This is a genomic window from Arthrobacter sp. MOO21 (assembly GCF_057369995.2).
In genome coordinates this window covers 2,267,438-2,280,017 of sequence record NZ_CM170671.2, presented here as the reverse complement: position 1 = coordinate 2,280,017, position 12,580 = coordinate 2,267,438, and the positions used below count along the sequence as shown (strand labels likewise).

The following is a 12,580-nucleotide window of genomic DNA, read 5'->3' as shown; positions in this document are numbered from 1 at the left end:
GGAAGTATTTGCTGGGCAGCGGAACGCAGAAGGGGCCTATCAGCGGATGGTGTAGCCGCCGTCGATGGCCAGGGTGTGTCCTGTGATCAGTGAAGCGGCATCGCTCAGGAGAAACGCCACGGCCCCGGCGATGTCCTCCGGTTCCCCGAAGCGGCCGATGGGGATCCTGGACAGGAGTTCGGCTGCCCAGTCGGGGCGGCTGAGGGTGGAGGCGGTCAGTTCCGTGCGCACGAAGGTGGGTGCGACGGCGTTGACGCGGATTCCGGCCTGGGCCCACTCCAGGGCAAGGATCTTGGTGAGGTGGATCAGGCCGGCCTTGCTGGTGCCGTAGGCAGCCCGTTCCTCGATTCCGACGATTCCCGCCTGCGACGCAACGTTGACGATCGCCCCCTGAGTTCCGTTTTCTATCCAGTGGCGGGCCAGTGCTGTGGTCAGGAAGAAGCTGCCTTTGAGGTTGGTGTCAAAGACGGTGTCCCAGTCTTCCGTTGTCAACTCGAGCGCGGGTTTGGGTACGTTGACGCCGGCATTGTTGACAAGCAGGTCGATGCCACCGCTTTCCTGCATGAGGTCGTCGGCGAATTCGAGGATTTTCGCGGGTTCCCTGACGTCAACGGGAAAGGCGGGAGTCCCGTAGCGTTCACTGATGAGGCGTGCGCTTTCGGCGTCACGGCTGGTTCCGTAGACAGTCGCGCCGGACTCGGCAAGGCCATCGGCGATGGCCTTGCCGAGTCCGCGGGCTGCTCCGGTAACCAGTGCTTTCTTGCCGTCCAGGCGGAAATCAGGCACCGGTTCTTCCTAGTTGCCGAAGGTGTGGTCCGACCAGGGCAGGGTGGTGCCGCGGTACTTCGCCGCACGGACGTCGCCGGACCGTGCATGTCCTTCGAACCGTTCCACCCGGGCGGCACGTCCGCAGAGCTCTCCGAAGAAGGCGCTGGATTCGGTGTTGGTCACTTCCTGGTAGGTGACGGTGCGCAGGTACTTACCGACCCAGAGGCCGCCCGTGTAGCGTGCGGCGCCGCGGGTGGGCAACACGTGGTTGGTCCCGATGACCTTGTCGCCGTAGGAGACGCAGGTTCCTTCGCCCAGGAACAGCGCACCGTAGTCGTGCATCTTCTCCAGAGCTTCACGGGGGTTCTCGGTGAGAATCTGTACGTGTTCGTAGGCGTACTCGTCCGCCAGGACGTAGGCGTCGTCAAGGGTTTCCACGACGTGGACGGCACCCCAGTCACGCCATGCCGCACCCGCGTAGTCGCGCGTCGGCATGTCCACGAGGATCGTGTCGATGTGCTCAATGACCTTCCGGCCCAGCTCTTCGCTGGTGGTGATCAGGACTGCGGGTGAGTCGGGCCCGTGTTCGGCCTGGGAGAGAAGGTCGACGGCGACGATGAACGGATCCGCGTGCTCGTCGGCAACAACCAAAACTTCAGTGGGTCCGGCGAAGAGATCGATGCCGACTTCGCCGAAGAGCTGGCGCTTGGCTTCGGCGACGAAGGCGTTGCCGGGTCCGGCCAGCATGTTGACCGGCTTGATGGTCTCGGTGCCGATGGCAAGGGCGGCCACCGCCTGGATGCCGCCGAGCAGGTAGATCTCATCGGCGCCGGCAAGGTACATTGCCGCGACCGTGGCGTCGGGGACCTCGCCCTGGATGAGCGGGGTGCAGGCAGCCACACGTTCAACGCCGGCGACCTTGGCGGTGATGATGGTCATGTGCGCGCTGGCCAGCAGGGGGTACTTTCCACCGGGAATGTAGGCACCGGCAGCCTGGACTGGAACGTTCTTCTGGCCAAGGAATACGCCCGGAAGAGTTTCAATTTCGAAGTCGGTCAGTGATTCACGCTGCTTCTGCGCCATGACCCGGACCTGCTCTTGGACAAACTTGATGTCCTCAATGGTCTGTTCGGGAACACGGGCCAGGATTTCCTCGAGCTGCTCCTTATTGAGCAGGAATGACTCGGGCGCGTACTTGTCGAACTTCTCCGAGTATTCGCGGACTGCCGCGTCGCCGCGTTCACGGATGTCCGCGATGACGCCTTCAACGGTGGCGCGCACCTCGGGAGTACTGCCCCGGTTCACGCTGTTCTGCGCCGGCTCTTTCAACATCATGGAGTTCACGGCCGAGCTGGTTGCTGTTGTGACGGTCATGAGCAATACCTTCCATCTTCATCGATGGGCGACTTATGGAGCGCCCCGGACCAGGCCAGCAGGCCTGCATGGGAAATGAGTGTATACGTATGCATCGGTCACGGCAAGACGTTGTCCTGTTGTCATGTTTACGTATACACTCCATGGCACGAGGTAGCTGTTGTGGCTGCCGTCACTGTCCGGTCGAAGACAAAGGAGTCTCATAGTGAGCACCCCCACGACAACCGCAGCCCCACCCGCTATTGATCCGAAGATGCGCCGCAAGGCCCTGGTTTCATCAGTTCTGGGCAGCTGCATCGAGTGGTACGACTTTTACGTTTACGGCGTCGCCGCTGCCATCATCCTGAACAGCCAGTTCTTCCCGAACGCGAGCCCCTTCGTGGGCATCCTGCTCTCCTTCAGCACGTACGCCATCGGCTTCGCGGCCCGCCCCATCGGCGGCTTCATCTTTGCCCACTTCGGTGACCGCCTGGGCCGGAAGAAAATGCTCATGATGACGCTGGGCCTGATGGGCGGCGGCACCTTCCTTATTGGCTGCCTGCCCAACTTCGCCACCATCGGCATGGCCGCACCGATCCTGCTGGTGCTCCTGCGCATTGTCCAGGGCATCGGCGTCGGCGGTGAATGGGGCGGAGCAGCCCTCATGGCAACCGAGTTCGCCCCTGCAAAGCGCCGAGGCTTCTTCGGCTCCTGGCCGCAGATCGGCGTACCGGCAGGAACACTCCTGGCCAACGGGGCCTTCTACATCATGGGCTTCCTGATCTCGCCGGAGGCTTTCATTTCGTGGGGCTGGCGCATCCCGTTCCTCATCTCGATCCTGCTGGTAGTGCTCTCCTTCTACATCCGCAGCAAGGTGGACGAATCCCCCGCGTTCGAGGAAATCAAGCGCAAGGGTGAGATCGAGAAGATGCCCGTGGTCAAGGTCATCAAGACCCGTCCGCTGACCATCCTCAAGGTCATCATGATGCGCTTCGCCGAAAACGCGAACTACTACATCTACACCACCTTCCTGCTCGCCTACGGTCCCGCGGTACTGCTGGAAAAGAACACCATCCTGCTGGCCACCATGATCATGGCCGGTTTGGGCGTCTTCTCAATCCCGTTCTGGGGCTGGGTATCAGACCGCTGGGGCCGCCGCTACACGGTCATCGCCGGCGCCGCCACGATGCTCCTGATGGCGTTCCCCTTCTTCTGGGCCGTCCAGACCGGTGACTTCTTCATGGTTCTGCTTGTCCTGATCCTGACCTGCAACGTTGGGCGCGACCTCTGCTACTCCGTGGAACCGGCCTACTTCACCGAACTCTTCGAACCGAAGCTCCGTTACTCCGGGGCCTCGGTCGGCCCCCAGGTGGCAGCCGTCTTCGCCGGTGGATTCGCCCCGCTGATCGCCACCGCGCTGATCGGCCCGGAGTTCGACCGCTACTGGCTCGTCGCCCTCTACATGGTGGTCACGTCCGTCATTACCATTGTTGGCGCTCTCTGGTCGCCGGAAACCGCCCCCCAGGTTCGGCTCCGCAAGGGCCTCAGCGCGGAACACGATCCCACAACATCCCGCTAATGAACCGGCTCCGCCGGCACCTTCCGCAGCGGCCTCGAGCCGGATGCGGGAGGGTGCCGGCAGCCGTCATTGGCTAGTCTGAAAGCCCGCACGAATGCCGCCAACAAGGAAAAGAGGACGGAACAGATGGTGACGAGCCGCGACGTCGCAGAACTGGCTGGAGTCTCCCAGGCGACTGTCTCCCGGGTCATGTCCTCGTCCCCCAAGCTGTCCGCTGCAACCCGGGCCCGGGTGCAGGCCGCCATGGAGACCCTGGGCTACGTCCCCCATGCCGGGGCCCAGGCCATGAAAACCAGGCGCACGAACACCATCGGCGTCGTGGTGGCAGACCTTAATAACCCTTTCTACTCGGAGGCCCTGGACGAACTCACCCGGGAGCTCGATACCTCCGGTTTCCGGGTGGTCATCTGGAACGCGGGCGGCGGCAGCCACCAGGACGCGCTGAAGGCCATCAGGGAGCACGCAGTGGACGGCGTCATCTTCACAACCGCTACCGAGGACTCCGTCGAGCTGCAGGCAGCGATTGAAAAGAACAGCCCCATCGTCCTGATCAACCGGGTGGTGGAAGGGCTCGACTGCGACCAGGTCACCAGCAGCAATGCCGACGGCGGCGCGGCCGTCGCTGACTATCTGCTGGCCAACGGCAAAACCCGCGTGGCGTTCATCGGCGGCTTCGAAACCGCAAGTACCACCCGTGAACGTGGACGCGGCTTCCTGGACAGGATGGCCGAACAGGGACAGCCGGTGCCCGAACACCTCCGCTTCAACGGCCAGTTTTCCCATGACATCGCGGCGCAGATCATGAACAGGCTGCTCTCGCGGTCCGACCGTCCACAGGCTATTTTCTGCGCCAATGACCTGATGGCTTTCGGCGCCCTGGACGCCCTGCGCGCCCATCAGATATCGGCGGAGCAGTGCTGGGTCATCGGCTACGACGACGTCGACATGGCGGCTTGGGATTCCTTCAGCCTCACCACCGTCCGCCAGCCAAGCCGTGAGATGGCGCGAATAGGAGCCCGCATGATGGTTGAACGGATCATCACCCCCGGGCAACCGGCGCGCCAAGTAGTTTTCCCCTGCGAACTGATTGTCCGCGGAAGCGCGCGCCAGCTCTGAGGCAGCGGAGTGGCCACCATGCGCGGGCCCTCCTCCGGTCACGCCACGGCGGTGGTTCGCTGGCGGCGTAGGAGGGTGCTCCACTGTCACTCCCCCGTGGTCAAATAGGAGGGTTGACCGGCTGCCCGAGTCCAACCGCGGCCTCGGCCCAACGGAAGGAAGAAGCACATGACCGATAGCCAAGAGCATCCTGGGATTCCTACCCCTGCAAGCGCGCAGGGCGTGGACCAGAAGGCTGGGGGCGGGTGCCCGTGGCCCCATGGCAGTGCCGACAGTGCCACCGCCCACGGCAGCGAAAGCGAAAACCCGGCCATCGATTCACCGCAGCCCAAGGGACACCGGCCGCGGACCAACCAGGACTGGTGGCCCAACCAACTGGACCTCTCCGTGCTCCACGTGCACGGCCAGGCAAGCAACCCGCTCGGCCCCGGCTTCAGCTACCGCGAGGAATTCCAGAAGCTCGACGTCGAAGCCCTCAAGCAGGACATCACCCAGGTCCTCACCACCTCCCAGGACTGGTGGCCGGCGGACTTTGGCCACTACGGCGGCCTGATGATCCGCCTGAGCTGGCACGCCGCCGGCACTTACCGCGTCCACGACGGCCGCGGCGGAGCAGGCGACGGCAGCCAGCGGTTCGCGCCGCTGAACAGCTGGCCAGACAACGCCAACCTGGACAAGGCCCGGCGCCTGCTGTGGCCGGTGAAGCAGAAGTACGGCCAGAAGGTTTCCTGGGCCGACCTGCTGGTCCTCGCGGGCAACGTCGCCCTTGAGTCCATGGGCTTCAAGACCTTCGGATTCGCCTTCGGCCGCGAGGACGTGTGGGAGCCGGAGCAGATTTTCTGGGGTCCCGAGGATGCCTGGCTGGGCGATGAGCGCTATGTCGCCGAGGGCAAGATGGCGGACGACGTCGGCGCCACGGAAATGGGCCTCATCTACGTCAACCCCGAGGGCCCCATGGGCAACCCGGACCCGGTGGCCGCTGCTGCGTTCATCCGCGAGACCTTCAAGCGGATGGCGATGAACGACGAGGAGACGTTCGCGCTGATCGCCGGCGGCCACACGTTCGGCAAGACCCACGGCGCGGCCCCGGCCGATGCGCACGTGGGCCCCGAACCGGAAGCGGCGGACCTCGAGGCGCAGGGTTTGGGCTGGCTCAGCAACTACGGCACCGGCAACGGAGGCGACACCATCACGTCCGGCCTGGAGGTCACCTGGACGGACAAGCCCACGCAGTGGAGCAACCGGTTCCTGGAGATCCTGTTCGAATACGAGTGGGAACTGGTCAAGAGCCCCGGCGGCGCCAACCAGTGGGTGGCCAAGGACGCGCCGGAGATCATCCCGGACGCCCACGACCCCAACAAGAAGCACCGCCCCACGATGCTGACCACCGACCTGTCGCTGCGCTTCGACCCCACCTACGAGAAGATCGGCCGCCGCTTCCTGGCGAGCCCGGACGAGTTCGCCCTGGCCTTCGCCAAGGCCTGGTACAAGCTGCTGCACCGCGACATGGGTCCGGTGGGCCCGCACATGCTTGGCCCCTGGGTGCCCGAGGCGCAGCTGTGGCAGGACCCGGTCCCCGCCGTCGACCACGAACTGATCGACGAGCAGGACATCGCCTCGCTGAAGGCAAAACTGCTGGACTCCGGCCTGACCATCCCGCAGCTCGCCGGCACGGCCTGGACATCGGCGGCCACCTACCGCAAGACCGACAAGCGCGGCGGCGCGAACGGTGCCCGGATCCGGCTGGAACCGCAGCGCAGCTGGGAGGCCCACGAACCGGAGCAGCTCTCTGCAGTTCTTCCCGTGCTTGAACGGGTGCAGGAGGAGTTCAACTCCGCGCAGGCCAACGGCAAGAAGGTGTCGCTCGCGGACCTGATCGTCCTCGGCGGCGCGGCCGCGGTGGAGAAGGCGGCGGCCGACGCCGGGTTCCCCGTCACAGTGCCGTTCCGCCCGGGCCGGACCGATGCAGCACAGGAGCAGACCGACGTCGAATCCTTCCGGTACCTGCAGCCGCGCGCTGACGGGTTCCGCAACTACCTCCGCGCCGGGGAGAAGCTGCAGCCGGAAACCCTCCTGCTGGACAAGGCGTACATGCTGGACCTCTCCGCGCCGGAAATGACGGCGCTCTTGGGCGGCATGCGTGCGCTCGGCACCAACGTGGGCGGCTCCAGCCACGGCGTCCTGACGGACAAGCCGCAGGTCCTGACGAACGACTTCTTCGTCAACCTGCTCTCGCCGGGCACCAAGTGGAAGGCCTCCGAGTCCGAGGAGAACGTCTACGAGATCACCGACGTCTCCACCGGTGAACTGAAGTGGACCGCAACCCCCGTGGACCTGGTCTTCGGCTCCAACTCGCAGCTGCGGGCCCTGGCCGAGGTCTACGCGAGCGAGGACGCCAGGGAGAAGTTCGTCAACGACTTCGTGGCTGCCTGGGCCAAGGTCATGGAGCTGGACCGCTTCGACCTGAACTGATCGGCAAGGTGATACCGGGCCGGCCGCACTCCTCCAGCCGGCCCGGTATTGCCGCACCGCGGAACCAAAGTCTTCACATACGATCTTTGGATGGCCCATCTCATCACTCCGGACCCTGCACTGCATTCCTCCTGGCTGCGGGGGACTGACGAATTCAAAGGGGCACATCTTGACGGCGCCGGCGCGGAAGGATGGCCGCTGGAAGACCTCAGGGACCCCCAGGTCTTTCGCCGCTTCGTCGAGGTCCTGCTCAAGGACGCCCTCCCGGAGACGGTGCGGAAGCACGGCTACGTACCGTGCACCTATCTCTGGATCGTGGAGGACGACTCGTTCCTGGGTTCGCTGGCCATCAGGCACAGGCTGAATGACTACCTCCTTAACGAAGGTGGCCACATCGGTTACAGCGTCGTGCCCTCGGCACGGCGACGCGGCCATGCGGCAAAAGCGCTGGCAGACGCGCTTCCGCTGGCACGGGCATTAGGGATCGAGCGGGTTCTCCTGACCTGCGACGAGGACAATGCCGGCTCGCGCGCAACGATCGAAAAGAACGGCGGCCTTTACGAGGACAGCCGCAACGGTAAGCGCCGCTATTGGATCGATACAGCCGAGCGGGAAGCGCATACCGGATGATCACCGAACACGCGCTGCTTCCGGTCATCCCCGGCCAGGAAGGGGACTTCGAGACCGCGTTCAACCAGGCCCGGACCATCATCGCGTCGATGCCGGGCTTTATCTCGTTGCGGTTGTCCCGGTCCATCGAATCCCCCAACACGTACCTGCTGATCGTGGAATGGGAGACGTTGGAGGACCACACCATCGGATTCCGTTGCTCCCCGGAGTACCAGCGGTGGCGCGGGCTGCTGCACCACTTCTATGAACCGTTTCCGGTAGTGGAGCACTACCGCATGGTGAGCTCCACCGAGCTCTGAGGTGTCTGGGGATTGGGGCGAAGCCCCCACGCGAGTCATGCTCCAGCGCGGGGGCTTCTGTTGCTTCCGTGTTCGGGGGAACAAAGTGGAAACAGGAAAAACTTACCGGCCAGTAGGCCTGCGACATTTCCGTTTCGCCCCATCTTGGCCAATCTTGATCGAACCTTGAGGCAGCCGGGGAACGAAGGGGAACTGTTAAGCCCCCGGCCCTGCGTTGGCGTCAGGATCCTCTTCGGGTTCAAAGGTGTTGGGCTCGGCGCCATCGGAAATCCCGACGCCGTCCTTGCCGCCGGGGATCCCGCCGTCGGCCTTGCCTTTGCCGGATCCTTCGATGCCGGCCGCACCCTCCTGCGGCTCGTCCTCCGGCAGTGAGTCAGGTGAATTGATGGACATCGCTCCTCCTCCGTTAGCTGGGCCTCCACGCTAACAGCCCCGGATGCAAAAGGCGCCGGAAGAGGCAGGGATTTTCCGTCCCCCGATTCAGCTAACTGCCGGCTGCCGCGGCCCGCTGCTGCCTTAGGATGTAGCGCTGCAGCTTTCCCGACGGCGTTTTCGGCAGGTCCGCCACAAAGTGGATGCGGCGCGGATAGGCGTGCGCCGCGAACTGCGTCTTGACCATGGCCTGCAGTTCGGCCACCAGGGCATCGCTGCCGGTGGTCCCGTCCGCCAGGACAACATACGCCTCAAGGACTTCTCCGCGCAGTTCGTCCGGAGCACCCACCACAGCGGTTTCCAGGACCGCCGGATGAGTGGACAGGACACTCTCCACATCGAACGGGCCAATCCGGTAGCCGGCCATGATAATCACGTCGTCATCGCGGGAGGAGAAGAAGTAGTAGCCGTCCGCGTCCACCATGCCGGCGTCCCCCGTCAGGTACCACGTGCCGTCGTCACTGAATCTTTCGGCGGTCTTCTCCGGCGCATCCTGGTATCCCCTGAACCACATCATGGGACTTCCGGCCACGTTGACGGCCACGCGGCCCAGCTCACCCGGCCCGGCCGGCTCGTCGGCATTGCCCTTGAGGACCGCGCAGCTCCACCCCGGCAGCGGGCGGCCCATGGATCCTGGCCTCAGCTCCGTCCGCACGTCGTCATGCCAGGCGTTGATGATCATCATCCCGTGTTCGGTCTGTCCGTAGTGATCCCGCACCGGCACGCCCAGCACCTCCCGGGCCCAGCTGATCACCTCCGGGGTCAGCGGTTCGCCCGCAGATGAGGCACGCCGAAGGTGGAAAGGGCCCGTTCCGGCGTCGGCTTTCGCGCGCATGGTGCGGTACACGGTAGGAGCAGCCGCGAAGTTGGTGACGGAGAATGCCTCCAGCACTTTGAAGCTCAGTTCCGGGGAGAAACCGGGGCGTAGCAGGAGGTTCCGCCGGCCGGCCGCCATGGGACCGAGGATCCCGTAGTACAGGCCGTACGCCCAGCCGGGGTCTGCGGCGTTCCAGAAGACGTCCTCTTCACTGACGTCCAGGCCCAGTTCGACGTACTGGCGGAACGCCGCCAACGCCCGGACCGGCACCGGCACACCCTTGGGGGCGCCAGTGGTCCCGGACGTGAAGATCAGCACCAGGGCACCGTCCCCTCCCACGGTTTCGGACGCAATCCCGGGTTGCTGCCTGGCCAGCAGCGGCGTAAGCGCCAGGTCCGGATGGGCGGCTTCTTCACCGGCAACTACGACGACGGCGCCGGTTTCCTGGATTTTCGCCCGCTGGTTGGCGTCGGTGATCACAGCCTTTGCGCCGGAGGCTGTGAGGCGGAGTTCGATGGCCGGCCACGCAAAGGCTGTAAACAATGGAACGTGGACCGCCCCACGCCGCCAAATCGCCAGGAGCATGACCACCAAGTCCGCCGACTTTCCCATCAGGGTGGCCACCGCGTCTCCCGGACCAACCCCAAGCTCAGCCAGGGCAGCCGCTCCACGTTCGGAGCGCTCCCGGAGCTCGCCGTAGGTAATGTCCTCCGAAGAGAGGTCGGCTTCAACCACGGTGAAGGCAACGGCGCCGGGATCGTGGCTGTCGCAGAGGAGCTCGGCCGCGCAGGCGTCCGGTGCACCGTAGGTGGCGAGAAGGGCATCGACGGCTGGAACCGGACGGGACATTCATTCTCCTTTGAACAGTTGGCTTGCGAACAGCGGCAGCTAAAAACAACGGCACCGAGGAACAGCGGCCTCCGCAAGCACAGTGGAACAAACCTACTGCAATGCGATGGCCGTCACACGCCGCGTCCCGCCGTCGTGCGCCCACAGGTCACCCTTTGGCGCCCGGCGGCCGGATAATCCGCCGCTGGGTTGCCGCGGCTATGGCGGCCGTCCGGTTGTCCACGCCGAGCTTGCCGTAGATGTGCACCAGGTGGGTCTTGACGGTGGCTTCGGAAATGAAGACCTGTTTGGCGATGGCACGGTTGGACAGCCCCGTGGCCAGCAGCTCCAGCAACTGCACTTCGCGCGGCGTCAAGGACATGCCCGGGTTGCTGATCCGGTCCATCAGCAACGCCGCCGCCCGCGGTGCCAGGACCGTCCCGCCCGCCGCGGCCTGCAGGACGGCCTGCCGGAGGTGTTCGGGCGGTGCGTCCTTCAACATGTAGCCGCTGGCCCCGGCTTCCACCGCGGCGAGGATGTCCGCATCGGTGTCGTAGGTGGTGAGGATCAGCACGGGCGGAGGAGCATCAAGCTTCCGGATGGCGGCCGTGGCAGTGACGCCGTCCATCCCCTCCCCCATCTGCAGGTCCATGAGCACAACGTCCACGGGCTCGCCAAGCGCTGCCAGCCGCGCCAGTTCCTTCAGAGCCGCTTTGCCGTCGGCGGCCTCCGCGGCAATGGAAATGCCTTCGATTCCGGTGAGCATGGCGCGCAGACCGGCGCGGACCACAGGATGGTCGTCAACCAGCAGGACCCGGACCTCACTCATGGGACCCGTCCAGCGGCAGCCGGATGCCCACCACGGTGCCCTCACCGGGCGCGGATTCCACCGTCAGCGCCCCGTCCAACGCCGTGACGCGCTCCTGCAGCGAGTGCAGCCCGAACCCGCTGCCGTCCGCTGCGTGAGCGGCACCATCCGCAGCGGAGGGGTCAAAGCCTGTGCCGTCGTCGTAAATGTCCATGGTCACCCCGGTTCCCAGGAAGGCAAGGGTGACGACGGCGTTCGCGGCCCGGGCGTGTTCGCGGACGTTGGCGAGGCTCGCCTGCGCCGCGCGCAGCAGGGCGACACGGACGGGCTGGGGCAGCTCCTGCGGCTCGCCGTCCACTTCGAGGCGGCAGCGCAGCGGCTGCCCGGACGCGGCGGCACCGGTTTCCGTCGCTGCACACAGCCGGCGCAGGGCCTCCACCAGCGAGGTCCCCTCCAGCTGCGGCGAGGACAGGCCGCGGACAAAGCTGCGTGCCTCGGCCAGGTTGTCCGCCGCGGTTTGCTGCACCAAAGCCAGCCGGGAGGAGGCCGTGGCGGTGTCCCCGTCGGCGAGGGACTGCCCGGCAGCCCTCCCCAGCAGCACAATGCTGGACAACCCCTGCGCGAGGGTGTCGTGGATTTCACGGGCAAGCCGCTCCCGCTCGGCCAGCATGCCGGCCTCATGCTGGGAGCGGGCCAGTTCCTCCCGCGTGCGGCGCAGCTCGTCCGCCGCACGCCGCTGGTTTTCGGCCTCCCGGTAGAGGGCGGCGTAGGCGAGCCCGGTGATCACCGAGAAGACGGCACCCAGCAGCGGCCCCACGACCGCGGCGGCGTGCGGGACGGGGGTGCCGCTCATGGCCCACTGCGAGGCGATGACGGCCAGGGTCATCAGCGCAATCGTCAACAGCGCGGCGCGGCGCGGCAGCAGGTGCAGGTGGAGGAAGAAGATGGGGAAGGCCAGCCAGGCGAAGTCCGCGCTCCCGGCAAGCAGGAAAACCCACAGTGCCGTGACCAGTGCCAGCCACAGCAGGCCGTAACGGCGGGGGTTGAAGGTGATGCCGCCTTCGGCATGGCGCTTTTCCAGGACAGTCCCGGCCAGGTAGACAGCGGCAAGGACGACGGCGGCGCCGGCCCGCACCCAGCGCAAGGAACCTCCGGCCATCAGCATGCGGACCAGCGCCACGGCCAGGAGTATGGCGAATCCGGTGTGCAGGGTGACCCGCAGGATGCGAAGGATCGCCGCCGAGGACGCATTTTCCAGTGCGTTCAGTGGCTCCCTCGCCGGAACGCCGGCGGCCGTCGTCAAAGGTGGCGGCAAGGGCGTGGCAGGCATTTCATCAGCTTATGCCGGGAGCGGTTCCCGGGGATCAATCAAATGGTGGACTTCGCGCTCAACCCTTCCATCCCCGCGGATCAACCGTATCCGCGATGGAGCCGCGGACGCCCGCGGGAAGAGTGGAAGGACGAAGAGAATCCACCCC

11 protein-coding genes are annotated in these 12,580 nt (G+C 65.5%); 5 read left to right on the top strand and 6 right to left on the bottom strand.

Annotation, left to right across the window (positions count from 1 at the left end; translation table 11 throughout):
- Nucleotides 1–39 precede the first annotated feature (39 nt).
- Together AC2JAJ_RS10540 and hisD are read right to left on the bottom strand one after the other, a co-directional pair.
- Nucleotides 40–786, bottom strand: a complete 747-nt coding sequence (locus tag AC2JAJ_RS10540) for an SDR family NAD(P)-dependent oxidoreductase (protein WP_486415919.1) — start codon at nt 784–786, stop codon at nt 40–42.
- Nucleotides 787–795: 9 nt separating this feature from the next.
- A complete protein-coding gene (gene hisD, locus AC2JAJ_RS10535; RefSeq protein ID WP_486415920.1) occupies nt 796–2,142 on the bottom strand; it encodes a histidinol dehydrogenase in 1,347 nt (448 codons plus the stop codon).
- Between the two features lie 205 nt (nt 2,143–2,347).
- Between hisD and AC2JAJ_RS10530 the strand changes: the two genes are divergently transcribed.
- The 5 genes from AC2JAJ_RS10530 (at nt 2,348) to AC2JAJ_RS10510 (ending at nt 8,217) form a co-directional block, all read left to right on the top strand.
- Nucleotides 2,348–3,700, top strand: coding sequence for an MFS transporter (locus AC2JAJ_RS10530; protein WP_473695815.1), 1,353 nt, complete (start codon nt 2,348–2,350; stop codon nt 3,698–3,700).
- 69 nt (nt 3,701–3,769) lie between these two features.
- The gene (locus tag AC2JAJ_RS10525; protein ID WP_486415921.1) at nt 3,770–4,816 is read left to right on the top strand and encodes a LacI family DNA-binding transcriptional regulator; all 1,047 of its coding nucleotides are present in this window, start codon (nt 3,770–3,772) and stop codon (nt 4,814–4,816) included.
- 168 nt (nt 4,817–4,984) lie between these two features.
- Entirely contained in the window at nt 4,985–7,288 is a 2,304-nt protein-coding gene (gene katG, locus AC2JAJ_RS10520) for a catalase/peroxidase HPI (protein WP_486415922.1), read from the top strand.
- A gap of 90 nt (nt 7,289–7,378) precedes the next feature.
- Complete coding sequence (locus tag AC2JAJ_RS10515) at nt 7,379–7,918, top strand: GNAT family N-acetyltransferase (protein WP_486415923.1); 540 nt, start codon at nt 7,379–7,381, stop codon at nt 7,916–7,918.
- Nucleotides 7,915–8,217, top strand: a complete 303-nt coding sequence (locus AC2JAJ_RS10510; RefSeq protein ID WP_221383562.1) for an antibiotic biosynthesis monooxygenase family protein — start codon at nt 7,915–7,917, stop codon at nt 8,215–8,217. Before AC2JAJ_RS10515 ends, AC2JAJ_RS10510 begins: the two co-directional genes overlap by 4 nt.
- Nucleotides 8,218–8,412: 195 nt before the next feature.
- Here AC2JAJ_RS10510 and AC2JAJ_RS10505 read toward each other — a convergent pair whose 3' ends face one another.
- The 4 genes from AC2JAJ_RS10505 to AC2JAJ_RS10490 form a co-directional block, all read right to left on the bottom strand.
- On the bottom strand, nt 8,413–8,610 hold the full coding sequence (locus tag AC2JAJ_RS10505) for a hypothetical protein (RefSeq protein ID WP_486415924.1): 198 nt from the start codon (nt 8,608–8,610) through the stop codon (nt 8,413–8,415).
- 91 nt (nt 8,611–8,701) lie between these two features.
- Nucleotides 8,702–10,315: an AMP-binding protein gene (locus AC2JAJ_RS10500; protein WP_486415925.1), complete on the bottom strand. Its 1,614-nt coding sequence runs from the start codon at nt 10,313–10,315 to the stop codon at nt 8,702–8,704.
- Between the two features lie 148 nt (nt 10,316–10,463).
- The gene (locus AC2JAJ_RS10495) at nt 10,464–11,123 is read right to left on the bottom strand and encodes a response regulator (RefSeq protein ID WP_486415926.1); all 660 of its coding nucleotides are present in this window, start codon (nt 11,121–11,123) and stop codon (nt 10,464–10,466) included.
- Entirely contained in the window at nt 11,116–12,432 is a 1,317-nt protein-coding gene (locus tag AC2JAJ_RS10490) for a sensor histidine kinase (protein ID WP_486415927.1), read from the bottom strand. The genes AC2JAJ_RS10495 and AC2JAJ_RS10490 overlap by 8 nt, the downstream gene beginning before the upstream one ends.
- Nucleotides 12,433–12,580: the final 148 nt, after the last annotated feature.